The 25,523-nt window shown below is 42.8% G+C and carries 23 protein-coding genes, 7 tRNA genes and 1 riboswitch; of the genes, 24 read left to right on the top strand and 6 right to left on the bottom strand.

The features are described from left to right. Positions 1 to 573 precede the first annotated feature (573 nt). The 16 genes from AC075J_RS07740 (at position 574) to AC075J_RS07665 (ending at position 7,519) form a co-directional block, all read left to right on the top strand. Positions 574 to 771 (top strand): hypothetical protein, encoded by a 198-nt coding sequence (locus AC075J_RS07740; RefSeq protein ID WP_022379894.1) that lies wholly within the window; start codon positions 574 to 576, stop codon positions 769 to 771. Positions 772 to 896: 125 nt separating this feature from the next. Further along, entirely contained in the window at positions 897 to 1,208 is a 312-nt protein-coding gene (locus AC075J_RS07735) for a rhodanese-like domain-containing protein (protein WP_055150506.1), read from the top strand. Positions 1,209 to 1,469: 261 nt separating this feature from the next. Further along, on the top strand, positions 1,470 to 2,012 hold the full coding sequence (gene yfcE, locus AC075J_RS07730) for a phosphodiesterase (protein WP_008706224.1): 543 nt from the start codon (positions 1,470 to 1,472) through the stop codon (positions 2,010 to 2,012). Between the two features lie 33 nt (positions 2,013 to 2,045). Continuing rightward, positions 2,046 to 3,197 carry a THUMP domain-containing class I SAM-dependent RNA methyltransferase gene (locus AC075J_RS07725; protein WP_008706223.1) on the top strand — a complete coding sequence of 384 codons (1,152 nt, stop codon included), beginning with the start codon at positions 2,046 to 2,048 and terminating at the stop codon, positions 3,195 to 3,197. Between the two features lie 50 nt (positions 3,198 to 3,247). Then, positions 3,248 to 3,832: an XTP/dITP diphosphatase gene (locus AC075J_RS07720; protein WP_008706222.1), complete on the top strand. Its 585-nt coding sequence runs from the start codon at positions 3,248 to 3,250 to the stop codon at positions 3,830 to 3,832. Then, positions 3,829 to 4,308 (top strand): metallophosphoesterase family protein, encoded by a 480-nt coding sequence (locus tag AC075J_RS07715; protein ID WP_022379962.1) that lies wholly within the window; start codon positions 3,829 to 3,831, stop codon positions 4,306 to 4,308. Before AC075J_RS07720 ends, AC075J_RS07715 begins: the two co-directional genes overlap by 4 nt. Before the next feature lie 441 nt (positions 4,309 to 4,749). Further along, positions 4,750 to 4,824 (top strand) — tRNA-Pro (locus AC075J_RS07710). Positions 4,825 to 4,859: 35 nt separating this feature from the next. Further along, positions 4,860 to 4,930, top strand: a tRNA-Gly gene (locus tag AC075J_RS07705). A gap of 21 nt (positions 4,931 to 4,951) precedes the next feature. Beyond that, a tRNA-Arg gene (locus AC075J_RS07700) sits at positions 4,952 to 5,025 on the top strand. 5 nt (positions 5,026 to 5,030) lie between these two features. Further along, positions 5,031 to 5,104 (top strand) — tRNA-His (locus tag AC075J_RS07695). Between the two features lie 9 nt (positions 5,105 to 5,113). After that, positions 5,114 to 5,185, top strand: a tRNA-Gln gene (locus tag AC075J_RS07690). Positions 5,186 to 5,195: 10 nt separating this feature from the next. Continuing rightward, positions 5,196 to 5,268: transfer RNA gene (locus AC075J_RS07685), tRNA-Lys, on the top strand. A gap of 97 nt (positions 5,269 to 5,365) precedes the next feature. Beyond that, positions 5,366 to 5,446 (top strand) — tRNA-Leu (locus AC075J_RS07680). A 98-nt stretch (positions 5,447 to 5,544) separates the two neighbouring features. Next, entirely contained in the window at positions 5,545 to 6,309 is a 765-nt protein-coding gene (locus tag AC075J_RS07675; protein WP_476390205.1) for a hypothetical protein, read from the top strand. Positions 6,310 to 6,347: 38 nt separating this feature from the next. Further along, the gene (deoD, locus tag AC075J_RS07670; protein WP_022380050.1) at positions 6,348 to 7,052 is read left to right on the top strand and encodes a purine-nucleoside phosphorylase; all 705 of its coding nucleotides are present in this window, start codon (positions 6,348 to 6,350) and stop codon (positions 7,050 to 7,052) included. 86 nt (positions 7,053 to 7,138) lie between these two features. Beyond that, a complete protein-coding gene (locus tag AC075J_RS07665) occupies positions 7,139 to 7,519 on the top strand; it encodes a metal-dependent transcriptional regulator (RefSeq protein ID WP_055053059.1) in 381 nt (126 codons plus the stop codon). Positions 7,520 to 7,835: 316 nt separating this feature from the next. Here AC075J_RS07665 and AC075J_RS07660 read toward each other — a convergent pair whose 3' ends face one another. From AC075J_RS07660 to AC075J_RS07650, 3 genes are all read right to left on the bottom strand, one after another. Next, positions 7,836 to 8,762 (bottom strand): DMT family transporter, encoded by a 927-nt coding sequence (locus tag AC075J_RS07660; RefSeq protein WP_055053085.1) that lies wholly within the window; start codon positions 8,760 to 8,762, stop codon positions 7,836 to 7,838. 328 nt (positions 8,763 to 9,090) lie between these two features. Next, positions 9,091 to 10,467 (bottom strand): NCS2 family permease, encoded by a 1,377-nt coding sequence (locus AC075J_RS07655; RefSeq protein ID WP_173679297.1) that lies wholly within the window; start codon positions 10,465 to 10,467, stop codon positions 9,091 to 9,093. Between the two features lie 162 nt (positions 10,468 to 10,629). Beyond that, entirely contained in the window at positions 10,630 to 11,907 is a 1,278-nt protein-coding gene (locus AC075J_RS07650; RefSeq protein ID WP_330601102.1) for an amidohydrolase family protein, read from the bottom strand. Between the two features lie 71 nt (positions 11,908 to 11,978). After that, positions 11,979 to 12,074, bottom strand: a riboswitch (purine riboswitch). 511 nt (positions 12,075 to 12,585) lie between these two features. On the opposite strand from AC075J_RS07650, the gene AC075J_RS07645 reads away from it, so the two are divergent. Both AC075J_RS07645 and AC075J_RS07640 read left to right on the top strand, forming a co-directional pair. Then, the gene (locus AC075J_RS07645; protein WP_173745039.1) at positions 12,586 to 13,734 is read left to right on the top strand and encodes an AI-2E family transporter; all 1,149 of its coding nucleotides are present in this window, start codon (positions 12,586 to 12,588) and stop codon (positions 13,732 to 13,734) included. 163 nt (positions 13,735 to 13,897) lie between these two features. Beyond that, positions 13,898 to 14,272: a BlaI/MecI/CopY family transcriptional regulator gene (locus tag AC075J_RS07640; protein ID WP_020993513.1), complete on the top strand. Its 375-nt coding sequence runs from the start codon at positions 13,898 to 13,900 to the stop codon at positions 14,270 to 14,272. Positions 14,273 to 14,417: 145 nt separating this feature from the next. Here AC075J_RS07640 and AC075J_RS07635 read toward each other — a convergent pair whose 3' ends face one another. Next, positions 14,418 to 15,644: an argininosuccinate synthase gene (locus tag AC075J_RS07635; RefSeq protein WP_008706208.1), complete on the bottom strand. Its 1,227-nt coding sequence runs from the start codon at positions 15,642 to 15,644 to the stop codon at positions 14,418 to 14,420. Between the two features lie 460 nt (positions 15,645 to 16,104). Between AC075J_RS07635 and argC the strand changes: the two genes are divergently transcribed. The 4 genes from argC to AC075J_RS07615 all read left to right on the top strand — a co-directional run bounded on the left by argC (position 16,105) and on the right by AC075J_RS07615 (position 20,925). After that, positions 16,105 to 17,145 carry an N-acetyl-gamma-glutamyl-phosphate reductase gene (argC, locus tag AC075J_RS07630; RefSeq protein ID WP_119243322.1) on the top strand — a complete coding sequence of 347 codons (1,041 nt, stop codon included), beginning with the start codon at positions 16,105 to 16,107 and terminating at the stop codon, positions 17,143 to 17,145. Positions 17,146 to 17,512: 367 nt separating this feature from the next. Next, entirely contained in the window at positions 17,513 to 18,736 is a 1,224-nt protein-coding gene (gene argJ, locus AC075J_RS07625) for a bifunctional glutamate N-acetyltransferase/amino-acid acetyltransferase ArgJ (protein ID WP_119243317.1), read from the top strand. 115 nt (positions 18,737 to 18,851) lie between these two features. Further along, positions 18,852 to 19,748: an acetylglutamate kinase gene (gene argB / locus AC075J_RS07620; protein WP_020993510.1), complete on the top strand. Its 897-nt coding sequence runs from the start codon at positions 18,852 to 18,854 to the stop codon at positions 19,746 to 19,748. Further along, positions 19,735 to 20,925: an aspartate aminotransferase family protein gene (locus tag AC075J_RS07615; protein WP_025578615.1), complete on the top strand. Its 1,191-nt coding sequence runs from the start codon at positions 19,735 to 19,737 to the stop codon at positions 20,923 to 20,925. Before argB ends, AC075J_RS07615 begins: the two co-directional genes overlap by 14 nt. Positions 20,926 to 21,023: 98 nt before the next feature. Here AC075J_RS07615 and AC075J_RS07610 read toward each other — a convergent pair whose 3' ends face one another. Next, positions 21,024 to 22,343, bottom strand: a complete 1,320-nt coding sequence (locus AC075J_RS07610; RefSeq protein WP_119243316.1) for a sensor histidine kinase — start codon at positions 22,341 to 22,343, stop codon at positions 21,024 to 21,026. Between the two features lies 1 nt (position 22,344). Then, positions 22,345 to 23,061 carry a LytR/AlgR family response regulator transcription factor gene (locus tag AC075J_RS07605; RefSeq protein WP_119243315.1) on the bottom strand — a complete coding sequence of 239 codons (717 nt, stop codon included), beginning with the start codon at positions 23,059 to 23,061 and terminating at the stop codon, positions 22,345 to 22,347. A gap of 263 nt (positions 23,062 to 23,324) precedes the next feature. Here AC075J_RS07605 and AC075J_RS07600 point away from each other — a divergent pair, with 263 nt between their 5' ends. Both AC075J_RS07600 and AC075J_RS07595 read left to right on the top strand, forming a co-directional pair. After that, positions 23,325 to 23,699 (top strand): response regulator, encoded by a 375-nt coding sequence (locus AC075J_RS07600; protein WP_119243314.1) that lies wholly within the window; start codon positions 23,325 to 23,327, stop codon positions 23,697 to 23,699. Positions 23,700 to 23,725: 26 nt separating this feature from the next. Continuing rightward, a partial coding sequence (locus AC075J_RS07595; RefSeq protein WP_476390204.1) for a hypothetical protein occupies positions 23,726 to 25,523 on the top strand: 1,798 nt, incomplete at its 3' end.

The raw sequence follows: 25,523 nt of genomic DNA, 5'->3' as shown, positions 1-25,523 counted from the left end.
TTATGGTCAGAAACCCTGCCACATTTTTTGCCACATATTGAAGACAGTGTAAGAATACAGTAAAATATTCCTATCAACTCATACGGGAGAGTGACACAATGAGGATTGTAAATGTCGAGAAACAAATTGTCCGCTGGCGTGTATGAAAAATGGATGGGAAAAGTAGAATATAAAAATGGAGCAGCATCGCACATCATGAGACTGGCGATGCTGCTTTTTGCATTTTTTCTGAGATTATTTTATGGAATTGCTATAGTATGAGATGATTCATACTTGAATAAATACAAAGAGAAAGCCCCGGCAGGGGAGCTGCCGGGACTTTCAAGGGGAGTATAAATAATTAAATAAGGGGTTTATGTAAAAAAAATTTTTGAAGGGTAAATTCTTTTTACAGCTATGATTATAATATAGCTTGGTGAAAAAAGCAACATATTTTGATGAATATTCCCCCCGGTTTTTGGGATAATAGTCAATGTGAAGCACTTTCAGCGATGAAGTGTGGAAGAAAAAAACCGGATTTTGCAGAGTATCAGGAGATCCGGGCAGATAAATCTCATCAGGAGGAAAATAATAATGGCAAAAAACTATGAATCTGAGAGTAAAAACAGCAGAAATTACACAGGAACTTCAGATAAGAACAGCTATGGTAATGAAATGAACCATGCTGGTAATGCAAAAAACAGTGTGAAAAGCAAAAACGAGACAGATTGTAGAAGTAAAGCAAAAAATAAAACTTCCCAGTCTTACAGCTCAGAAGAAGACAGATATTGATTGGATCAGGAGGGGGAAATGCCCCTCCTGATTTGCTGTGAGCCAATTTATGTGTCGGCTGTTTTTTGTCAGACAGTGGCACATCTGTCTCTGATATCATATGATATAACAAAAAGGAGTCTGCCATGTTTCCGGTGGAAACGATCTCTGCAAAAATGCTGGATTATTATGTGGACCGAAGGGACACGTTGATCATAGATCTGAGAGAAAAAGAATCCTATATGCACAGCCATGTAAAAGGAGCCGTAAACATGCCATATGGAGAAATAGACGGATATACAGCCCTTCCAAAAGGAAAAATACTGGTTCTGTACTGCGACAGGGGCGGGGCAAGCCTTTTGCTTGCAAGGCAGCTTGCAAAGCTTGGGTACTGTACCAGGTCTGTTATAGGCGGTTTTGGAGCATATCGGGGAAGAAATCTTGTAATTTCGCCGTAAGCATGATAAGGTGTAAGAGAAAAAATACGAACCGGTATATCTTCAGGTTATTTCAGAAATCAATCTGTCGGCATACCTATTGTGCCAACAAGTTGATTTCTCGAACAATCTTGCGTCTAAATTTCTTATTTCCGCGTTGTCGTCGGTCGCCGTAGCCACCGCTACGCCTCCTTCCTCCGCCTTGAAATAAAAAAATTTATCCTGCAAGATTGTTTCAAGAATCAACTTGTCGGCACACTATAAAAGAGGAGACACAAAACTATGAAATATATGTTTGCATCAGATGTCCATGGTTCTGCATACTACTGCAGAAAAATGCTGGATGTCTATAAAGAAGAAAAGGCAGAACGCCTGGTACTGCTGGGCGATCTGCTCTATCATGGCCCGAGAAATGATCTTCCCAGAGAATATGCTCCCAAACAGGTCATTTCCATGCTTAATGACATGAAGAAAGAAATTTATGCTGTACGTGGGAATTGTGAAGCTGAGGTCGATCAGATGGTCCTGCAGTTTCCAGTTATGGCAGACTACTGTATCCTGAACCTGGATGGAAGAACCTTTTATGCCACACATGGGCATATTTACAATGAAAATAATCTGCCTCCGATCCAGGAAGGAGATATTCTGATCCATGGACATACCCATGTACTGAAAGCAGAGCAGAAAGAAGGCTATGTACTTCTCAACCCGGGTTCTGTTTCCATTCCAAAAGAAGGAAACCCGCCTACATATGCGATCTTTGAGGACGGTGTGTTTACAATTAAGGATTTTGAGGGAAATATTGTTAAGAGCATAGAATTATAGGGAAGTCCCATCTACATATAGAAAGGATAAAGAATGGAAAAATTTGAACTGATCGCTCCATGTCATTTCGGTATGGAAGCTGTGCTGAAACGTGAGATCCTTGATCTGGGCTATGAGATTACCAAAGTAGAGGATGGAAAAGTAACATTTGAGGCAGATGCACAGGGAATCGCAGATGCCAATATCTTTCTGCGTTCCACAGAAAGAATCCTGCTGAAAGTAGCAGAAGTAAAGGCAGAAACCTTTGACGAGCTTTTTGAAAAGACAAAAGCCCTGCCATGGGAAAATTATATTCCCAAGGATGGGAAATTCTGGGTTGCCAAGGCCAATTCTGTGAAGAGTAAGCTCTTTAGCCCGTCTGATATCCAGTCCATTATGAAAAAAGCCATTGTAGAGCGTCTGAAGGGCGTATACGGGGTGTCCTGGTTTGAAGAGGATGGGGCAAGCTTTCCTATCCGCGTGGCATTTATGAAAGATGTGGCCACGATCGGTATTGATACCTCAGGGGTATCTCTGCATAAAAGAGGGTATCGTAAAATGACAGTGAAAGCTCCGATCACAGAAACACTGGCATCTGCTCTGATCATGCTTACACCATGGAATAAAGACAGGATTCTGGTAGATCCTTTCTGCGGAAGCGGTACCTTTCCTATTGAAGCAGCAATGATGGCAGCAGATATTGCACCCGGCATGAACCGTTCCTTCCTTGCTGAGGAATGGAAGCATCTGGTTCCGAGAAAATGCTGGTATGATGCAAATGAAGAGGCACAGGACAGGATAAATCTTAATATTGAAACAGATATCCAGGGCTTTGACATTGATCCTGAGGCGTTGAAGGCTGCCAGAGCTAATGCAAAAATGGCAGGTGTGGACAAGCTGATCCATTTCCAGCAGAGAGCGGTAAAAGATCTCCGCCATCCCAAACCATATGGATTCATCATCACAAACCCTCCTTATGGGGAACGACTGGAAGAAAAAGAGAATTTAACTCAGCTTTATCGTGAAATCGGGGAAAGCTATGAAAGGCTTGACAAGTGGTCCATGTATCTGATCACATCTTATGAGAAAGCGGAGAACGATATCGGGCGAAAAGCAGATAAAAACCGTAAGATCTATAATGGTATGCTTAAGACCTATTACTATCAGTTCCTTGGGCCGCGCCCACCGAAGAAAAACCGTAGCTGAGTGCTTCTGTAATTGCGAAAAATCAAAATAAAAAGAGGATACAAAGAATTATGAAAAAAATAATTTTTGCTACCGGAAATCAGGATAAAATGAGAGAAATCCGCGAGATCCTTGCAGATATGGATGTAGAGGTTGTTTCTATGAAAGAAGCGGGAATCCATGCAGATATTGTAGAGGATGGTTCTACTTTTGAGGAAAATGCTGTGATCAAGGCGAAGACAATCTGTGAACTGACAGGGGAGATCACTCTGGCAGATGATTCCGGTCTGGAGATTGACTATCTGAATAAAGAGCCGGGCATTTATTCTGCCCGTTATATGGGAGAAGATACCTCATATCATATCAAAAATGCAAGTCTGATAGAGAGACTGAACGGAGTTCCGGACGAGAAGCGTACTGCAAGGTTCGTATGCGCCGTTGCAGCGGCTTTTCCGGATGGAAGTGTAAAAACAGTGCGTGGAACAATGGAAGGCCGTATAGGCTATGAGGAGAAGGGAGAGAACGGCTTCGGCTATGATCCGATCTTCTACCTGCCGGAATATGGATGTACTTCTGCAGAGCTTTCCGGCGAAGAGAAAAATAAGATCAGCCACAGAGGAAAAGCATTACGTGCCATAAAGGATGAACTGAAATGAAGGTACTGATCGTCAGCGATACTCATGGACAGGATGAGAATCTGGAAGAGACAGTGCTCAGAGAAGCTCCCTTTGATTATCTGATCCACTGCGGGGATGTGGAAGGCAGAGAGATTTTCATTGAGGCACTGGCAGAGTGCCCATGTACGATTGTCGCAGGAAATAATGACTTTTTTACAGATCTTCCCTATGAGGAAGAGGTTACTCTGGAGGGACATAAGATACTGGTTACACATGGACATCATTATTTTGTGTCCCGGGATTATGATAAACTTGTTGAGAATGCGCAGGCTAAGGGATGTAAGATTGCAATGTATGGTCATACTCACATGCCTGTGATCGAGAATGAGGATGGGATTCTGGTAATTAATCCCGGCAGTCTTACCTACCCGCGTCAGAGAGGCCGCAGGCCAAGCTATGCAGTTATGCAGATAGAAGAGGGAAAAGATCCTCAGGTCGAGATCAGATACCTCTGAAAAATTATTTAACTGAATCAGGTAAGTTACTTGCGGAGGCTGCGAATATCCGCCTGACTCATCTGACTGTATATTTTTGAGGTATTGTTGATCGGATAACGGCAATACCTCTTTTTACAGATACGTGACAGTAAAAGAATAGAAGAAAAATTAAAAAAGTTAAGATTTTTTTATTGTGCGAAAAAAATATTTTTTTACAAAAAATCTTAAAAACCAGTAAAAAATCCCTTTTTGCGAACAAAAAAAACGATTTTTTTGAAAAAAGTGAAAAGCCCGCAAAGCCTTGTATTTAGCGGGTTTCAGGGACTTTTTGAGGGATAAAAAATCACTTTTTTAAAAAAAATCAAAAAAAATTGAAAAAAGGTGTTGACATTTGGGGCCGCTTAACATATAATATGTCTTGCGTCGGACAACGAAGCACAAATAAATAAAGAAAAACAGCGGGGTGTGGCTCAGCTTGGCTAGAGCGCCTGGTTTGGGACCAGGAGGCCGCAGGTTCGAATCCTGTCACCCCGACTGCTGTAACAACAACATTACCGTTTCAGCGAAATGCGGGTGTAGTTCAATGGTAGAACACTAGCCTTCCAAGCTAGATACGTGGGTTCGATTCCCATCACCCGCTTCTCTGTATGTACAGAGAGATGTGTCTGTAGCTCAGCTGGATAGAGCAACGGCCTTCTAAGCCGTGGGTCGGGGGTTCGAATCCCTTCAGGCACGCTGTGGTGGGTATAGCGCAGTTGGTTAGCGCGCCAGATTGTGGCTCTGGAGGCCCAGGGTTCGAATCCCTGTATCCACCCTTCGCCTTTGGGCTATCGCCAAGCGGTAAGGCACAGCACTTTGACTGCTGCATTCGCTGGTTCGAATCCAGCTAGCCCAGTCTTTTATATGGAGCATTAGCTCAGTCGGTAGAGCACTTGACTTTTAATCAAGTTGTCCGGGGTTCGAATCCCCGATGCTTCATTAATAGCGGAAATCTTCTGTGAGGTTTCCGCTATTTTATTGCTTTTGCAGAGTGCGAGAATGATTTTTCAGGTACACTCTGAGAATATGAGAAAATGCGGATATGGCGGAATTGGCAGACGCGCTGGTTTTAGGTACCAGTGGGCTTCCCGTGCAGGTTCAAGTCCTGTTATCCGCATTCAGAAAAAGTACCGGTTAAAACGGTGCTTTTTTGTTTTACAGACATGGTTTTTTGTTGTATAGTTAAGTTATAAACAGGACAGGGAGATTTTGACTATGGATATACAGAAATTTCAGCAGAAACTTACAGAGGTGTGTGAACTTGGAGAGAAGAATGGCAAAGTGTTGAAACCGGAACAGATAAAGGAATGCTTTGGCGAACTTGACCTGGATAAGTCACAGCTGATCAAGATATTACAGTATTTAAAATTAAAAGGTATTTCCATTGAAGGTGCGGAGGAGATTTCAGCAGCATCTCAGACCGGCCCGGAAGAAGTATCCGAAGAAAAAGAAGAAAAAGTTCCTCTGACAGCGGAGGAAGAGGCATATCTGAAAGAATATCTGGAAGGTCTTGAAGAACAGGAGCAGGGAGAGAGAAGTGCGGAAGAACTTTTTGAACTGCTTTCAAAGGGAGATGCTCTGGCACAGGCAGAGCTGTCACAGAGGTATCTGCATGCAGCGGTCGAAATGGCGGTTGAAATGAACTGTGAGGAGATTTTTATCGCTGATCTGATTCAGGAGGCAAATATAAGCCTTCTGATGGCTCTGGGAGAGGAAGAACCGAAAGAGAAAGATGAGAAATGGCTGCTTGGACGTATCCGGTGTGGGATCCGCCATGCTATTGAGGAGCAGACCCAGAGGAAATTTGAGGATGACTATCTGGTAGCAAAGGTGGAGAAGCTGGAAGCGGCAGTCCGGGAACTTACAGAGGATGAAGAGGATGAAAGTTCAAAGTTCAGTGTAGAGGAGCTGGCAATCATTCTTGATATGGATGAAGAAGAGATCAGGGATGTGCTGCGGCTTACAGGTGATGATAAATAATGCAGTGATGTAGCATTACGGGAAAGGAGAGGGTGATTATGAGTATTCCAACACCACACAACAGTGCAAAGAAAGGTGATATTGCAAAGAAGGTTCTGATGCCGGGAGATCCGCTGCGTGCGAAGTATATTGCGGAGACATATCTGGAGAATCCGGTATGTTTTAACACAGTGAGAAATATGTTTGGTTATACCGGAACTTATAAGGGTGAGCAGATATCTGTCATGGGCAGCGGTATGGGGATGCCATCTATGGGTATTTACAGTTATGAGCTTTATAATTTTTATGATGTAGAGAAGATCATTCGTATTGGCTCTGCAGGTGCGCTGCAGGATGATGTAAGCGTAATGGACGTTGTGATCGCCATGAGTGCATGTACGGATTCAAATTATGCAAGCCAGTATCAGCTGCCGGGGACTTTTGCTCCTACAGCAAGTTATGAACTGGTTGCAAGGGCTGTAGAGGTTGCGAAAGAGCAGGGTACACCGGTTCGTGTGGGTTCTGTTGTATCTTCAGATGCGTTCTATGGAGATAATCCGGAGAGTTCGAAGGCATGGAGAAAGATGGGGGTTCTCTGTGTGGAGATGGAGTGTGCGGCGCTGTTTATGAATGCTGCGAGAGCCGGTAAGGAGGCACTGGGGATTCTTACGATTTCGGATCATGTTTTCAGGGATGAGGCAATTTCTGCGGAGGCCAGGCAGACTTCGTTTAACAGGATGATGGAGATTGCTTTAGGAATTTAAGGGTTAATGACGACTGTTCTCAAGAAGAGCGATTGAAAAATTTCTCATATTGTGTTAATATCAAAACAATATGGGAGGTATTTTGAATGCAAATTAGAAAATCGGCGGAGGATTATTTGGAGGCAATTTTGGTGTTGTCTAAACAGGGGGGCGGTGTTCGTTCTATTGATATTGCGACGATGCTTGGGGTATCGAAACCGAGTGTGAGTCATGCGATGAAGCTGTTACGTGAGGATGGCTATATCGCGATGGATCGTTATGGTACGGTGACGCTTCTGGATAAAGGGGCTCAGATTGCAATGCATATTTATGAACGCCATACAGTGTTGAGTAAGATGTTGGAACGTCTCGGCGTAAGCCCGGAAGTTGCAAAAGAAGATGCGTGTAAGTTAGAGCATGACCTGAGCGATGAGAGTTTTACTAGGATAAAGGAGCACTTCCACAAGGTGATTGGGGAAGTTGAATAGCGGATAAAATAAACTCCCCCCGTCGGATGAATTTCTGACGAAGTGGGGAGTTTATTTTTTAAAGTTAGTCATCTACTATTTCTGTTACATAGCTTCCATGCCCGTCTATAGCAATAACTTTTTCTTTTCCACCTTCTGTTTGAAATATCCATGGAGCAGAATAAGGATTACGAAAAAAGGCTTACAACGAATGGTGGTGTGGTACAATGCTGTAGAAAGAAGAATGCTGGAAAGCCGTATAGTCGTATGAAGGAGAAACTCACATGCAGTTTGATGAGAGGAAAGAGGGAATAGACCCTCTGACCTACTCTGCATATTATTCTGTCTGCTTCTGTGGAAGCTGTGCAAGGATGATAGCAGCAAACATGATGACACATCCAAGGATTTCTTTAGTACTTAGTTGCTGTCTGAGGATGATCCATCCGGCTAGGACAGAGATGCAGGATTCCAGGCTGAGTATCAGGGATGCTACAGTTGGGTTCATGTTTTTCTGACCGATAATCTGCAAGGTGTAAGCTACTCCGCATGACATGACACCTGCGTAGAGGATTGGCTGCCATGCTGCCAAGATGGATGAGAGTTCCGGATGCTCAAGGAGCAGAGCGGGAATGCCGGAAAGGATACCACATGTCAGGAACTGAATGCAGGAGAGCTTTACTCCGTCTACTTTTGGAGAAAAGTAGTCGATGACCAGTATGTGCAGTGAAAATAGAAATGCGCATACCAGTACGAGCAGATCTCCTTTTCCGATAGAAAATCCATCTGTGATGCACAGGAGATAAAGTCCGATCAGAGCCATTGCAACGGCAGCCCAGATAAATTTTGTGCATTTTTTGCCAAGGAATAGTCCGATGACAGGGACGATCACAATATAACAGGCAGTGATAAAGCCGGCTTTTCCGACGGTTGTATACTTGATGCCGAACTGTTGGAAATTGCTTGCCAGACAGAGGCAGATACCGCAGGCGATACCGCCGATAATCAGAGTTTTTTTCTCCTGCATATTGGATACAGTATTACTTGAGGTGTCAGATCTGCCAGATGCTTTGGAAGCAGAATCTGAAGGAGAGTTTCTCTTTTTCAGAATAAAAATCAGTGGAATCAGAACGACTGCTCCGATAAGGGAACGGACGGCATTAAAAGTAAAGCCTCCTACGTATTTCATTCCTACGCTTTGAGCCACAAAAGCGATACCCCAGATAATCGCTGCGAGAAGCAGGAGCAGGGAATTTTTTAAAGGGATCTGTTGTTTTTGCATGATGTGTGTAATCCTTCCTTATATTAATGTGTAAAATAATAAAGTGTAAATAGAATGTATAAAATGTGGATAAAACAAAATATTTATTCATTCAGTGTGGACAGAGGCACTGGAATTTTGTAACTGTTCAGTGCCCTCATATTATAAAATATTTCAAATATATTTTAAGAGTGCCGGTGCCTTATTGATCTGAAAATGAATAAACACTTTCATAATTATACATCATAGATATAAAAAGAGAAAGAAGATTATAGAAATAAAAAGAAGCCTCTGCAGGAGACTTCTTTTTGTAAATGTGTATCTGATATTTATATCAGATAAAGATATATTTCAAAATAAACAATACAGCGAGCACATACATCAGTACACTGATCTTCTTTTCTTTTGCTTTACCTGTAACAACGTTGATGATCACATAGGAGATAACACCCATGGAGATACCTTCAGAAATGCTGTACAGGAACGGCATTGCGATAATCGCGATAAATGCCGGGATTGCTTCAGTCATGTCGTTGAAGTCAATCTTGGTTACTGATGTGAGCATCAGGAATCCAACGATGATCAGAGCCGGTGCTGTGGCAAAGGACGGGATTGCCAGGAAAATCGGGGATAACAGCAGTGATAATCCGAAGAGGATGGCTGCTATCAGGGAAGTAAGTCCTGTACGTCCGCCTTCAGCAACACCGGAAGCACTCTCTACGAAAGTAGTAACTGTGGAAGTACCACACATAGCACCTACTGTAGTTCCTACTGCGTCAGAAAGAAGAGCACCTTTGATGTTTGGAAGTTTGCCTTCTTTGTCAAGCATATCAGCTTTGGAAGCAACGCCGATCAGTGTTCCAAGTGTATCGAACATATCTACAAACAGGAATGCAAACATAATGACTACGAAATCAAGTGTGAAGACAATGGAGAAGTCCATTTTCATAAATGTGGGAGCCATGCTTGGGATGGAGATTCCGTTTGAAAAATCAGGCAGGAGGCTGAACCAGCCGGCTGCAGGATCAGGCTTGTAAAGTCCTGTCAACTGACAGATAATGCCAAGTCCCCATGTGATCAGGATACCCCAGAGAATGTTTCCTTTTACACTCTTAACAAGAAGGATGGCGGTGATGAGAAGTCCGATCAGCGCCAGAAGAACTGTAATTCCTTCTGTATTGAAGGTTCCGCCGGAAACGGAGGATTTAAAGGAAAATACACTTACCAGAGTGGAGTCGTTGTTAACTACGATCTTAGCATTCTGCAGTCCGATGAAAGCAATAAACAGTCCGATACCAACAGATACCGCATGTTTCAGGTTCATTGGGATCGCATTGAAAATTGCCTCACGCACATTGGTCAGAGATAACAGGATAAAAATAATACCCTCTACAAATACAGCTGCCAGTGCCTGCTGCCAGCTGTAACCCATGCCAAGAACAACAGTGTAGGCAAAGTAGGCATTCAGGCCCATGCCAGGTGCAAGAACGAATGGATAATTAGAAAGCGCAGCCATCAGACAGGTGGCAATAAAGGATGACAGTGCGGTCGCTGTAAAAACAGCTCCTCTGTCCATGCCGGATGCTTCCAGAATGTTTGGGTTTACAGCCAGAATGTATGCCATTGTCATGAATGTGGTAATACCTGCCATAACTTCGGTCTTTACATCTGTGTGGTTCTCTTTGAGATGGAATAATTTGTCAAGATTCATAATCTTTCCCCCTTTTGATTTTAAAAATTGCCGGCCGTTTTGTGGTGCCTCAGATAATCATCCCGAAAAAACAGGGTGAAACTCCTGGAATCAATCGTCCCGGCATATCGTTTTGTTAACGATATGCCGGAAAAACACCATCAGAATCTGTATTTCCTGCAGTTACAGAATCTTTCTTCCGGCTACATATTTAGCGGTAATATTACGGTCATCGGAAAGGTAGATCAGTCTTTCAAGTCTGTCCCTCGGAGAGAGCTTCAGTGGAGTTGGAATAGTGCTGTCATTAAGCACAACCGCATCAAATTCATACCCCTCCTTAAAGCTTCCAACCTTTCCAAAGAAGGAACCGCCTCCTTCTGTTCCCATATAAAAGGCCTCTTCAACAGTAAGCGGCTTCATGGAAGAATCAACCAACCGCCAGTACAGCTTGGAAACCTGAATAGCATCAGCCATAGCACGCAGAATAGAAACGGAAGTTCCACCTGCAATGTCAGATCCCAGTCCGATGTGTAAACCTTCGTCCAGATAACGTCTCACAGGAGAGATACCTGAGGCGAGATTTGTGTTAGACTGCGGACAATGAGCAATATAAACGCCCTGCTTTTTCATAAGGGCAATTTCTTCATCCGAAGAATGAACACAATGAGCCATAATCGTCGGACAGTCACCGCCGAAAAGATCAAACTGGCTATATGCTTCTCCATAAAAATGTGTATTCGGGCAAAGCTCCTTCACCCAGGCAATTTCACCGAAATTCTCAGAAAGGTGAGACTGCATCGGCAGGTGATACTTTTTCTGAATCTCCGAAAGCTTCTCCATCAGTGCATCAGAACAGGACGGAGTAAATCTCGGAGTAAGGATCGGCTTTACATTTTCAAATTTATCAAGCGTATCCTTAATCCACTGAACCGTAGCATCAGCAGAAGCCTGAGCACTCTCTTCCTGCAACTGCGGAGAACCATTACGGTCCATATTTACCTTGCCGACCATAGCCTTTATTCCGGTTTTATCCAGCTGTTCCATCAGGATCTCGGTAGCAGGGACATGCAGAGTTCCGAAAATACATGCTCTTGTATTCGGGCTCTTCTTCATATCCTCAGTGAAAATAGAATAAGCCTCTTTTGCAAACTCTGTATCTTCATAACGTGCTTCCTGCGGAAAAGTATAAGTATTCAGCCAGTCCAGCAGCTCAAGATCCATACCCGAGGCACGAAACGTATACTGCGGAGCATGAAGATGCAGATCAGTCAGTCCCGGAATGATCAGCTCATCGCCAAAATCTGTACATGAGATTCCTGCAAATTTCTCAGGAAGCTCATCAAACACCCCTGCACATCGCCCATCTTCACATACTAAATATCCATTTTCAGTGATGGAAAGTTCTGTCAGAGAATTACTGTAGCAAATTGTTCCCTTTAAAACAAAAGTCTGCTCGTTCATAACCATACCTCCTTTTTGTGGTTAAGGAAAGGCAAAAAAAATCTACCGATGCTGCCTTTACCTCATTCTTTCTCCCTGGGGAGAGAACTTATAGACAACTATTACGGTAGTTGGTAGAAACGTCCAACCGATTATGGACATATATAAGTTTACTTATATTGTTTATAAAATGATTATAAAATATTTGTAGTTAACTGTCAATTCCTTTCTGCAATTTAATTTAATATTCTTTTTGCATTGCTATTTGATAATTCATAGTCTATAAAGCATTTTACAGGCAGAATTTATATAAAGTATATGATATCCCATGTGAACTTATACAATCTCTTTCATATTTAAAGTCTTTCTTATTCATGTAGGCTTTTAACATGCGAATTGATACGATATTTTCCACCTTCCAATTACCAGCTTAGAAAAATATTTTATCTGCTATGCATTTGCAGGCATCTTAGAGATTCTTAGTCCTCTTAAATCTGCGTTATGAGAAGAAAAGTCCATTGCCTGAGCACCAGCGAGCAATCATAGACTTTTCTTCTCATGCTTTTAGCAGATTTCAGATGACTTAGAATCTCTTAGATGCCGAAACCGCATAGCAGATAAAATATTTTTCTAAGCGTCCGTTTTTTTGGAAAATATGATATAATACTCTCCAATATCAAAAAGAAAGGAAAAACAAACATGCAGCTAGACAAAGAAAACATAAAAAAAATTCGATGGCTCATCGCATTCGCAATTCTCTTATATCTGGGTGTCCAGAACCTGCACATAGTCATCAGCACTGTCAGAGTTCTGCTTGGCTTTCTCTTTCCGTTCATCATTGGTTTCGGAATCGCTTTTATCCTCAATATTCCAATGAAATTCATAGAACATCATCTGTTCGGAAGAGTCCTGAAACAAGAGAAAAAAACAGCACAAAAACTGGCAAGGCCGGTCAGCCTGGTGCTTTCTATCTGCTTTGTGATCTGTATAATCGTGATCGTTATGCTGGTAGTAGTACCGGAACTGGGGGCAACATTCGTAAACATAGCGAAAAAGATAGAAGAAAATATTCCGGTTTTCCAGAAATGGATCGACAATGTATTCGGAAACAATCCGGAAGTTGTGAAATGGGCGCAGTCTCTTGACATTGAGCCGGGAAAAATAATCGATTCTGTACTCGGCGTACTGAAGAACGGAGTCAATAACATTGTTTCCTCCACAGTGTCCATCACCATAGGACTTCTGACTACTGCAATGAATGTATCCATTGGCTTTGTATTCGCCTGCTACGTCCTTTTGCAGAAAGAAAAGCTCCTGCAGCAGATAAAAAAAGCAATGTACGCAATGTTCCCGGAAAAACCGGTCAGATATCTGGCACATGTATGGAATCTGGCAAACAGGATTTTTTCCAGCTTTATTACCGGACAGTGTATCGAAGCTGTGATTCTTGGAAGTATGTTCTTTGTATCCATGACAATCCTGCATTTTCCATATGCAATGCTGGTGGGTGTCCTGATTTCATTTACAGCATTGATCCCGCTGTTTGGCGGAATTATCGGATGTTGGGTAGCATTTTTTCTGATCCTTATGATAAGTCCTGTAAAAGCAGTTCTGTTTCTGGGACTTTTCCTTATCCTGCAGCAGATAGAAGGAAACCTGATCTATCCTCATGTGGTAGGTGGTTCTGTCGGGCTTCCATCCATCTGGGTACTGGTAGCTGTAACACTTGGCGGCAGTCTGATGGGAATTGCGGGAATGCTGATCTTCATTCCGACAGTATCTGTCATCTATACACTTTTCAGAGAGTGGGTATATGCCCGTCTTGAGAAAAAACAGCTTGTTTTATGACGAAATGATTCGTGATGTGTAGAAAGATGTATTATTGTCCGGATAAACTTGGTAACAAATTTGTAAAAGGACTGTAAATCAGTGTAAGGTCTCTGTAATTGTAATTAATTCGATATTTCTGTATTATAGTGATATCTGGTTAAAAATGGAAGGAGATCTTAAGATGGACATCTTAAAAGGTAAACGTTATGATATTATGAATGTGCTTTGGGAAGAGGGAAGACCATTGTCTGCTTTTGAGATCAATGACATTGCACCGGAACTGAAAATGCCGACAGTAAGAAGATGCCTGGAGCTTCTTTTGAAAGAGAACCTGATCCAGGTTGCGGGAACTTCAATGAACGGCAAGGTGTATGCAAGAAATTATACCCCTCTTCTTTCAAGAGAGGATTATTTAAAGGGAAATGCCAAAAGCAGAAAGATTAATCCGGTGGAAATGATGAATGCGCTTCTGGAATCTGATGGGATTACAGTGGAAGAGCTGGAAAAACTTCAGGAGCTTATCGATAAGAAACGTGCGGAACTGGAAAGCAGATAATCATAAACATAGCAGATAAAAACGGACATGGCCATCTGGCTGTGTCTTTTTTGTGCCATTTTTTACAGAATTGCAATACTGTATCAGGTAATAAAAACAGCCAGATGAATAAAGTGTCCATCTGGCTGAATCTGTTATCAATCAATTATTTCTTGTTCTGCTCAACTTCTTTTAACATCATAGCGCGAACTTTCAGTGGAAGTCCGAACAGTGTGATGAATCCATCTGCATCGTGGTGGTCATAGAGGTCACCTGTTGTGAAAGATGCAAGAGATTCATTGTACAGGCTGTATGGAGAAGTTGTACCGGCTTTGATGATATTGCCTTTGTACAGTTTGAATTTCACTTCACCTGTTACATATTTCTGTGTGGATTCAACGAATGCCTGGATTGCCTCGCGAAGTGGTGTATACCATTTTCCTTCGTAAACAACCTGAGCGAACTGGCTGCCAAGTTTCTTCTTGGTTTCCATTGTCTCGCGGTCAAGTGTAAGTTCTTCGAGCTGTTCATGAGCTGCCATCAGGATGGTTCCGCCAGGAGTCTCATATACGCCACGTGATTTCATACCAACAACACGGTTTTCAACGATATCAACGATACCGATACCGTTCTCGCCGCCTAATTTGTTAAGCTCAGTGATGATTTCGGAAACTTTCATTTCTTTGCCGTTTAATGTTTTCGGAACACCCTGCTCGAATGTCATGGTAACTTCTGTTTCTTTATCAGGGGCTTTCTCAGGTGTAACACCTAAAACAAGCATATTGTCATAATTTGGAGCCTGGGAAGGATCTTCCAGTTCCAGACCTTCATGGCTGATATGCCATAAGTTTCTGTCACGGCTGTAGCTGTGGCTTGCATCGAATGGAAGGTCGATTCCATGAGCTTTACAGAATGCAATTTCATCTTCACGTGACTGCATGGTCCATTTGTCTGTCATACGCCATGGAGCGATGATCTTGATGTCAGGAGCAAGAGCCTTGATGCCGAGTTCGAAACGGATCTGGTCATTACCTTTACCTGTAGCACCGTGGCAGATAGCAACTGCGCCTTCTTTACGTGCGATCTCAACTAATTTCTTAGCGATTGCCGGACGGGCCATGGATGTACCAAGGAGATATTTGTGTTCGTATACAGCACCTGCCTGTACACATGGAACGATGAAGTCATCACAGAATTCATCTACGATATCTTCGATATATAATTTGGAAGCACCGGAAAGCTTTGCTCTTTCATCCAGTCCGTCCAGTTCGTTTCCCTGACCGCAGTTTACGCAGCAGCAGACAACATCGTAATCAAATGTTTCTTTTAACCATGGGATTAAGGCTGTGGTATCAAGACCGCCTGAGTATGCTAAAACGACTTTTTCTTTCATGATTGTATTCCTCCTGAAATTGGATTTTATTATTTTCCTGATTTGTAAAAATTTCCTGAGATATCCGTTTGCCGAAAGTAAATGAATAGGTCGGGAGTTCAGCGCATTATTTTTGAATAAATGCGGTAATTTCTGATTGAAATTTTTGAATAAATATTCAATGCGGAACAAGATGATTTCGTGTGATTCCGCTTAACAAGTGATAATATACACCTTTTTTTATAAATATGCAATAGAAAAATGCAAAAAAGTTTTATCTGTTTTTGCATAAATATGCAACATAATATAGGAAAAGACAGGGGGAAATCCGTGAACTGAAATAAAATCCATGTAAAAACATTGAAAAATGACTATTGCATATTATGCAGGTAAGATGTATAATTAGTCCAGCACTCTGATAGAGTAAAGTTTTACTATGAAATGAAGACCGCCGGATGAGGCGAAGATGGAGGAAATTATTATGATTAAAGCAGGAATTATCGGTGCCACAGGATATGCAGGTAACGAGATCGTGAGACTGCTTCTGGGACATAAAGATGTGGAAGTTGCGTGGTATGGTTCAAGAAGTTATATTGACCAGAAATATGCAGATGTTTATCAGAACTTTTTTAAGCTGGTAGATGCGAAATGTATGGATGATAATATGGAAGCATTAGCTGATGAAGTGGATGTGATCTTTACAGCTACTCCTCAGGGACTGTGTGCTTCTTTAATTAATGAAGGAATTCTTTCTAAGGCGAAAGTTATTGATCTGAGTGCGGATTTCCGTATTAAAGATGTGAAGAAATATGAGAAATGGTACGGAATTGAGCATAAAGCTCCGCAGTTTATTGATGAGGCGGTTTATGGTTTGTGTGAGATTAATCGTGAGGAGATTAAGAAGGCAAGACTGATTGCGAATCCGGGATGTTATCCTACATGTTCCACACTTTCTATTTATCCGCTGATTAAAGAGGGACTGATCGATCCGTCTACCATTATTATTGATGCGAAGTCCGGTACTTCAGGAGCAGGACGTGGAGCGAAGGTTGCCAATCTGTTCTGTGAAGTAAATGAGAATATTAAGGCTTATGGTGTTGCTACTCACAGACATACACCTGAGATTGAGGATCAGCTTGGTTATGCGTGTGGTAAGGAAGTGCTGATCAATTTTACACCTCATCTGATTCCTATGAATCGTGGTATTCTTGTGACTGCTTATGCTTCTCTGACTAAGGATGTTTCTTATGAAGAGGTGAAGGCAGTTTATGATAGGTATTATGAGAATGAGACTTTCGTTCGTGTGCTGGATAAGGATGTTTGTCCGCAGACGAAGTGTGTGGAGGGAAGTAATTATGTGGATGTGAATTTTAAGATTGATCAGAGAACTCACAGAGTTATTATGATGGGGGCTATGGATAATCTGGTTAAAGGTGCTGCGGGACAGGCTGTGCAGAATATGAACCTGATGTTTGGATTTAAGGAGGCTGAGGGACTGCTGCAGGTGCCGATGTGTCCGTAAGTTAGAGAAAAGGGGACGCTCCGGAAATTATTTGGTTTTGAACGCGGTTTCGGGGCTTACTAACTCTAAGTGTTCGTGAATTTGCTAAAGGCATGAGGCGGCTTGTCAAACTCGCTCCGTTGCAAACTTCGCTCAGACAGTGATGCAGCCGCCTCATAACGCAAATTCCCGAGCACTAAGAGTTACTACAGCCCCTGCAAATGCGTTCAAAACCAAATAATTTCCGGAGCTGACTTTTCAGGACGGAAGAGATGTGGATGTCTGACGGACGTGACTGCGCAGGGGAGTTGCGGCAGTCGCTGAGCGTGGAGGATGTGGACGGGAAACAAGATAGTTTGTCTTATTATATAGAAAGGATTGAGGTTTTATGAAGATTATAGATGGCGGCGTTACGGCAGCTAAGGGATTTAAGGCAGCGGCTGCAGCGGCTGAGATTAAGTATAAGGGCAGAACGGATATGGCTATGGTTTACAGTGAGGTGCCATGTGTGGCTGCGGGGACTTTTACTACCAATGTGGTGAAGGCTGCGCCTGTTAAATGGGATCAGGATATTGTTTATAATCATCCGTCTGCACAGGTGGTGATCTGTAACAGTGGTATTGCCAATGCATGTACTGGTGCTGAAGGTTATGGTTATTGTAAGGAGACTGCGGATGCGGCTGCTGAGATTCTTGGGGTGGCTGCGGACAGTGTGCTGGTTGCTTCTACCGGTGTTATTGGTATGCAGGTTCCCATTGACCGTATTAAGAATGGTGTGAAGATGATGGCTCCGAAGCTGGATGGTTCTCTGGAGGCAGGTACTGAGGCTGCGAAGGCGATCATGACTACTGATACTAGGAAGAAGGAAGTTGCTGTTCAGGTTGAGATTGGTGGTAAAACTGTTACGATTGGTGGTATGTGTAAGGGTTCGGGTATGATTCATCCGAATATGTGTACCATGCTTGGGTTTGTTACTACTGATGCGAAGATTTCCAAGAAGATGCTGCAGGAAGCGTTAAGTGAGGATGTTAAGGATACTTACAATATGGTTTCTGTTGATGGAGATACTTCTACCAATGATACAGTTCTTCTTCTGGCTAATGGTCTGGCTGAGAATCCGGAGATCACAGAGAAGGGTGAGGATTACGAGACTTTCAAGGCTGCGCTGAATTATATCAATACTACTCTGGCGAAGAAGATCGCAGGTGACGGAGAGGGTGCGACTGCACTGTTTGAGGTGAAGATCATTGGTGCAGAGTCTAAGGAGCAGGCAGTTACATTGAGCAAGTCTGTTGTTACTTCTTCTCTGACAAAGGCTGCTATCTACGGACATGATGCAAACTGGGGAAGAATCCTGTGTGCTATGGGATATTCCGGTGCGAAGTTTGATCCTGAGAAGGTGGATCTGTTCTTTGAGAGTAAGGCTGGTAAGATCCAGATTATTGAGAATGGGGTGGCTGTGGATTACAGTGAAGAAGAGGCAACGAAGATTCTTTCTGAGGAAGCTGTCACAGCAATCGCTGATGTGAAGATGGGTGATGCCACAGCAACTGCATGGGGCTGTGACCTGACTTATGATTATATAAAAATCAATGCAGATTACCGTTCATAACAAAATTCTGTGAATAAGGGTGATTTTAACCGAATCAGGTAAGTCTCCTGATTTAATTGCGAAAAGCAATAAGCAGGGATGGAGACCAGACATTGACTGGAAAAAGGAGAGAATAATGGTTAATCAGAAATATTTGGACAAGGCGGAGGTGCTGATCGAGGCACTTCCTTATATTCAGAGATTTAATCGTAAAATCGTAGTTGTAAAGTACGGCGGAAGTGCCATGCTGGATGATGAACTGAAGAAGAATGTGATCAAGGACGTTGTTCTTCTGAAACTGGTTGGTTTCAAACCGATCATCGTTCATGGCGGTGGTAAGGAAATCAGCCGCTGGGTTGGCAAGGTAGGTATGGAGCCGAAATTTATTAATGGTCTTCGTGTAACAGATAAAGATACTATGGAGATCGCAGAGATGGTTCTTGCGAAGGTGAACAAGGAACTGGTTGCCATGGTGGAATCTCTTGGTGTAAATGCTGTTGGTATCAGTGGTAAAGACGGTGGTCTGCTGAAATGCCGCAAGAAACAGACAGAGGGTGGAGACATCGGATTTGTTGGTGAAGTTACAAAGGTTGAGCCGAAGATTCTGGAGGATCTTCTGGAGAAAGATTTCCTGCCGATCATTTTCCCGGTAGGTTATGACGATGAGTTCGCTACTTATAATATTAATGCGGATGATGCTGCATGTGCCATTGCAGAGGCTGTTCATGCTGAGAAGCTTGCATTCCTTTCTGATATTGAAGGCGTTTATAAAGACAAAGATGATCCGTCCAGCCTGATCTCTGAACTTCATGTAGATGAAGCACAGAAACTGATCGATGACGGTTATGTAGGCGGAGGTATGATTCCGAAGCTGAAAAACTGTATTGATGCCATTGAAGAAGGCGTTAACAGAGTCCATATCCTTGACGGAAGAATTCCTCACAGCTTACTGTTGGAGATCTTTACAAACAAAGGTATTGGTACTGCGATTCTGAGAGAAGACGGGGAGAAATATTACAATGAACATGAATGAACAGATGAAGGAATCCGAAGAGAGTATTCTTCACACTTATAATCGTTTTCCTGTTGTTTTTGAAAAGGGACAGGGATGTTATTTATATGATTCCGAAGGAAAGGAATATCTGGATTTTGCAGCAGGTATTGCTGTAAATTCTCTGGGATATCATTATCCGGGATATGATGAAGCATTAAAAGATCAGATTGATAAGCTGATGCATATTTCCAACTTATATTACAATGAGCCGATCATTGAAGCAGGTGCGAAGTTGGTAAAGGCAAGTAAAATGAGCAAGGCATTCTTTACTAACAGTGGTACAGAAGCAATCGAAGGTGCTTTAAAAGCAGCTAAGAAATATGCATATGTACGTGACGGACATGCAGATCATGAGATCATTGCCATGAACCATTCCTTCCATGGAAGAAGTATCGGAGCACTTTCCGTAACAGGAACTGCTCATTACAGAGAGCCCTTTGAGCCACTGATGGGCGGTGTGAAGTTTGCGGATTTCAATAACCTTGAGAGCGTAAAGGCTCAGATCACAGATAAGACCTGCGCAATTATCACTGAGGTTGTTCAGGGTGAGGGTGGTATTTATCCGGCGAAGAAAGAATTCTTGGAAGGTCTGCGTCAGATTTGTGATGAGAAAGATATTATGCTGATCTTCGATGAGATCCAGTGCGGTATGGGAAGAACCGGACATTATTTTGCATGGCAGGCATACGGTGTACAGCCGGATATTATGACAAGTGCCAAGGCTCTTGGATGTGGTGTGCCGGTAGGTGCGTTTGTATTGAATGAGAAAGCTGCCAAAGCTTCTCTGGAGCCAGGTGATCATGGTACAACTTATGGTGGAAACCCGTTTGTATGTGCTGCAGTCAGCAAGGTATTTGACATTTATGAGAATGATAAGATCATTGAACATGTACAGGAAATGACTCCATATCTGGAACAGAAACTGGATGAAATTGTTGCAAAACATGAATGCGCTGCAACAAGACGAGGCATGGGCTTCATGCAGGGAATCGTGATCCAGGGCCGCCCGGTTGGTGAAGTTGTAAAGGCTGCGCTGGCAAAAGGACTGTTGGTGATCTCTGCAGGCAGTGATGTACTGAGAATCGTACCTCCGCTTGTGATCACAAAAGAACACATTGATAAGATGGCTGCAATTCTGGATGAGTGTATGGAATAATTTTAGTGAATCAGGCAAGTAGCGAAACGGATGATTTTATCTGTTTGGCATGAATCTGAGTGTTTTTACAAAATGCTCCGGGTATAATCAGTAACTGATTATATCCGGAGCATTATTTTTGCAGAGAAAATACCATCTTGATAGGTAAAGTCACAGGCACCTCCGTTTTTGTCGGTAATGTGGCGGACAGATTCGATTCCTATGCCGTTGCCGGAGCGTTTGGAGGATTGGAAAATATTGTTTTTTTGCTGTATTTTGCCATCGAAGGTGTTCTCCACATGAATCAGAAGGAGATGATTATGGTGGGGGTAAACTTCCACATTAATCTTTCTGCGGGCAGGCTCTGTTTTCGCACTTGCCTGGATGGCGTTTTCCAGCAGATTGGAAAACACAAGGCACAGATTAATCTCATCTATGGAAAGATCAGCAGGCAGAGAAACCAGTGCATGAAAAGGAATGTTTTCTCTTTCTGCAAGGGTGGAATAATATCCGAAAACACTGTCAACAGCCTGATTTTCACAGAAATGCAGGTTATAGTCAGAGATTTTTCCGGTTGCAGCGGAGAGATATTTTTTGATCTTTTCCATGTCACCCTGTTCTGCCAGAGAGGATAACTGCACAAAGTGATGCCGGATATCGTGACGCGCCTGTCTGGCTTCTTCAATAGCCATGCAGAGATTCTCGTATCTTTCCTGCTGAAGAGTAAGAAAATGGTTCTCCTGCTGAAGTCTGGCATTTCTGTTCAGACTGACTGCCATCATAAGAAACATGGCATAAAACAGAAGCAGGATTATGAGCAGTACAAGACTGAAAACAATATAGCACTGCAGGACCCGTCCGGTATATAAAGTATTGCGGTATTTAGGAATCATAAAAAGATTCACTCCGATGAAGATTACCGGAAGAATCCAGAATACGTACCAGGTCTGGGCAAAGTTCTCGTCTGTGATCATTGTCTGTACACAGTGGCGGGCAGGATACCAGGCTGCCAGAACAAAAAGCAGACAGATCACGTTATAGAAAATCCCGGCACCGGTGTGAAACCACAGTTCGTTTTCTGTAATATGCAGGTCTGCGGTCATAAGTGCATTAACTGCCCGGGACAAACTTTTGACACATGTAAAAACTGCGAAGACTGCAAGAAAAATACTGACAGATTTCCAGACAGAGATTTTCAGCGTTTTGTGATAAATGAGCATAATCACAGGCAGCAGAGGAAACAAAAACCATCTGGTCGGAATTTGCAGGGCACAGCAAACTGCCCCTCCCAAAATACAGATTCCCAGAAGAAGAGGAAGAAGCCATGCTGTCAGCTTAAGCGGTGTCTGTCTCAGATAGCTTTTTACAGGCAGATATGCCAGCAGTATGCCGGGAATGATTACGGAAAGTTCAAGTACAGGGCGAAGTATGTCAGTCATTTCAGGACCTCCTTTGGAACAGAAATTCCATAAATGTCTGTCTGGCGTTTTTGAGAAGCTTCCTGCTTACCGGGACATTGCTTCCGTTATCAAGGCGAAAGCCTGTTCCGTCAAAATCAACGGCATGCTCCAGATTGATCACAACGCCACGGTTACACTGATAGAAGCGTGAGTCCATTTTCAGGGAGGTTATGAAGGAATCAAAGGACTGACGGGTGACCAGTTCCCTTTCACCGGCAGTGTGGATGTGGATCATATGGGAAAAATGCTCTGCATAGATTATTTTCCGGAAGGGAATCTGAATATTACTGCCGTTCACCTTTACATCTATGTATTTCCCGGAATCCGGGATGCGGGAAAGGATTTCATCTGCCAGTGCGGAAATATCATTTTCACTGTAGGGCTTTACAAGATAGTGCAGAGCCCGGACCTGGAATCCCTCTAATGCATGGTCGGTAGAAGTTGTTGTAAAGATCAGCAGACAGTCAGTATCTGATCTGCGAAGTTCTTTTGCTGTATCAATCCCGTTAGAACCATTCATATAAATATCCAGAAACACTACCGTGAAAGGACATTCCTTCGCTGCAGTGAGGAAAGTTTCTCCATTTTCATATTCAAATATATCTACGTGGACATTGCGCCTGGAAAATTGAGATTCCAGTCTGTTGCGAAGCAGTGTCCGTTCTTCTGAAATATCATCAACAATTGCAATTCTCATAGTAAATCTTCCTTTATTTATAAAATGATGTTAGGGTCAAAAGGCATTTTGCCCCTAACTTGATATCTACGAATTGCTTCGCTGCAAAGCAGCTCCCGCAATTCTCATAAAATTCTGCTATAAGTATATCACAAAACAATACCATAGATTTACAATTCGTGTCATTTTCTGTCGTTTCGTGACAGAATTATTGAAAAAATTTCTTACTTTTTTATAATGAGGATAACAAATGGGAGTACATCAAATGGAAGAGGAGGGATGTCGTGTATTGTATTGCCATATTGACTGATCAAGAACAGGAAGGACAGAACTGTGCGGAATATATCAGGAATTACTGTACAGAAAAGAAAGTTTTTCCATTGATTGAAATCTATCAGGATCAGGAACAGTTTTTTGGGCGGATACGAAAAACAGTACCGGCAGTGGTGTTTCTTGCATTGCCAGGTGTGTCCGGGCTGAATGCGGCAGAACATCTCCGTTCCCTGTATCCGAAATGTGGGATTATCTGGTGCAGTGATCTTGATTTTTCGCTTCATGCGTTCAGGATGCGGATAGAATATTTTTTTATGAAACCTGTGGAAGAGCAGAAAATAAAAGAAGGACTCTCCATCTGGTTTGAACGCAGAAATGTAATATGACAAAAACACTCAGGAGGAAAACAATTATGAAGAAAAGAGCTTTAATCCTTGCAATGATCGCTTTTATAGCAGCTGCAACATCTGAACCGTCAATAAATATGGTACGTGCAGAGGAAACACAGGTAGAAGAAACACAGGTAGAAGAAACACAGACAGAGGAAAATGCAGGTCAGACATCAGAACTGCCTATAAAGACACTTACACCGAAGGTTATGGATGTGAATCCTTATATGGCAGCAAGTGATTCCAATATTCATCATGACTGCTATAATACAGATTCAACAGATGAGGTATTGCCTGTTGATATTTATTCTGAGATCAATGTTTCTTATGAAAAAGTTAATCCCAATGCTTCCCCGGCAGTCTTTTTTGATTCCTATGGACATTCTGTGGTTCCACTTCTGGGTGGCCTGGCGATCCGTGATATTAATGCAGATGAGGCACAGACCCTGGGCTATTTTTCACCAAAACAGCATGACAATGGAAGCTACTTGATACAGAGTTCATATTCTTTTGTAGATGAGAGCAATCGCATTGTGTGTCCGACGAACGATAATCGGGTACTTATGCTTAAGGCTACAGATGAGGAGGGAAATGTACTTCCGGAATTTGAGAAGGTTCTGGATATCGACATTAAAGCGGCAGCAGAGGCAGCGCTTGGAAAAACACTGGATCAGAATCTGTTATCTGTAGTTTTTGATTATGAGGGAAATCTCTGGTTTGCAACAGGAGGCTTCCGCATTTATCCTGACAGAAAACAGCAGGGAACCTTTGGCTATGTTTCACGTGCAGCTATCGATAAGATCTTGAATGGAGAAGATGTGGATCTGTCAGATGCAGTGTTTGTATATGAACTGGAACCGGGAGAGGGTGCAGAGAATGGTATTGCGGCATCTAAGGAGGGTGCGGTCATTCTGACAAATCTGAAGTGTTATCTGCTCCAGGCGGATAATGGTGTGAAAAAAGTCTGGGAAACTTCCTATAAAAGTGTGGGTGCCAAGGAAAGCAAAGAAGGCGATGAGACGACAGGTGGCGGTCTTGCATGGGGAGGTGGATGTTCCCCGTCTCTGACCAAAGATCTGGTTATGTTTACAGATAATCAGGATCCGGTAAATCTTATTGCGGTGGATATGAAAACAGGAGAACAGGTTGCGAGTATGCCTGTTATAGATGAGCTTCCGGAAGGTACACAGGTGTCTGTGGAAAATTCTGCAATTGTATATGATGATGGAGAGGGAACAGTAAGCACGATCGTATGTAACTGGTTTGGTGCAGGAAGTGCGAAGCTTGGAGAAGCAGATAATGATTCCTCAATACAAAGCTATGAGAATATTTATGATGTGGGCTGGCTGAGACAGGGCAATAAAATGATCGCGCCGGGTATAGAACGTGTGGATACAGTTAAGACGGAGGACGGATATGAGATGAAGAGTATCTGGTGCAGAAGTGATCTGTCTGACACTTCCATGATGAAGCTGTCCACTGCAACAGGATATATTTACGGATATGTTCAGGATATGGAAACTGGTATGTGGCAGTATATCATGCTTGATTTTGAGACAGGCGAGACTGCATTTACCATGGATGTTTCTGATAAACCGGGATACAACAACATGGCTATCGGTATGTATGCGGGAAACAGCGGAAATGCGCTCTATTGTCCGACCGGTTATCTGGAACTTCTGAGACTTCAGGACAGGTTTGTATATCTGCCGGAAATGCCTTACCGCAAGGTGGATCTGGATCAGGCAATGCGCAATGTGTTAAGCCAGGAGAAATTTGCAGCAGACGGCGGCCAGGGAGAGGTAGGTGAGAAGATCCTAA

The organism is Blautia sp. ZXY-1-C6, assembly GCF_056339875.1.
This window is presented reverse-complemented; position numbering and strand designations above follow the sequence as displayed.

Bases quoted from the DNA above. Each gene is read 5' to 3' on its own strand.
- argJ (WP_119243317.1), top strand. From the start codon at position 17,513: ATGAAGATTATAGATGGCGGCGTTACGGCAGCTAAGGGATTTAAGGCA.
- AC075J_RS07715 (WP_022379962.1), top strand. From the start codon at position 3,829: ATGAAGGTACTGATCGTCAGCGATACTCATGGACAGGATGAGAATCTG.
- argC (WP_119243322.1), top strand. From the start codon at position 16,105: ATGATTAAAGCAGGAATTATCGGTGCCACAGGATATGCAGGTAACGAG.
- AC075J_RS07720 (WP_008706222.1), top strand. From the start codon at position 3,248: ATGAAAAAAATAATTTTTGCTACCGGAAATCAGGATAAAATGAGAGAA.
- AC075J_RS07645 (WP_173745039.1), top strand. From the start codon at position 12,586: ATGCAGCTAGACAAAGAAAACATAAAAAAAATTCGATGGCTCATCGCA.
- AC075J_RS07655 (WP_173679297.1), bottom strand. From the start codon at position 10,467: ATGAATCTTGACAAATTATTCCATCTCAAAGAGAACCACACAGATGTA.
- AC075J_RS07635 (WP_008706208.1), bottom strand. From the start codon at position 15,644: ATGAAAGAAAAAGTCGTTTTAGCATACTCAGGCGGTCTTGATACCACA.
- AC075J_RS07675 (WP_476390205.1), top strand. From the start codon at position 5,545: ATGGATATACAGAAATTTCAGCAGAAACTTACAGAGGTGTGTGAACTT.
- yfcE (WP_008706224.1), top strand. From the start codon at position 1,470: ATGAAATATATGTTTGCATCAGATGTCCATGGTTCTGCATACTACTGC.
- AC075J_RS07740 (WP_022379894.1), top strand. From the start codon at position 574: ATGGCAAAAAACTATGAATCTGAGAGTAAAAACAGCAGAAATTACACA.
- AC075J_RS07650 (WP_330601102.1), bottom strand. From the start codon at position 11,907: ATGAACGAGCAGACTTTTGTTTTAAAGGGAACAATTTGCTACAGTAAT.
- AC075J_RS07610 (WP_119243316.1), bottom strand. From the start codon at position 22,343: ATGACTGACATACTTCGCCCTGTACTTGAACTTTCCGTAATCATTCCC.
- AC075J_RS07665 (WP_055053059.1), top strand. From the start codon at position 7,139: ATGCAAATTAGAAAATCGGCGGAGGATTATTTGGAGGCAATTTTGGTG.
- AC075J_RS07640 (WP_020993513.1), top strand. From the start codon at position 13,898: ATGGACATCTTAAAAGGTAAACGTTATGATATTATGAATGTGCTTTGG.
- AC075J_RS07615 (WP_025578615.1), top strand. From the start codon at position 19,735: ATGAACATGAATGAACAGATGAAGGAATCCGAAGAGAGTATTCTTCAC.
- AC075J_RS07725 (WP_008706223.1), top strand. From the start codon at position 2,046: ATGGAAAAATTTGAACTGATCGCTCCATGTCATTTCGGTATGGAAGCT.
- argB (WP_020993510.1), top strand. From the start codon at position 18,852: ATGGTTAATCAGAAATATTTGGACAAGGCGGAGGTGCTGATCGAGGCA.
- AC075J_RS07735 (WP_055150506.1), top strand. From the start codon at position 897: ATGTTTCCGGTGGAAACGATCTCTGCAAAAATGCTGGATTATTATGTG.
- deoD (WP_022380050.1), top strand. From the start codon at position 6,348: ATGAGTATTCCAACACCACACAACAGTGCAAAGAAAGGTGATATTGCA.
- AC075J_RS07605 (WP_119243315.1), bottom strand. From the start codon at position 23,061: ATGAGAATTGCAATTGTTGATGATATTTCAGAAGAACGGACACTGCTT.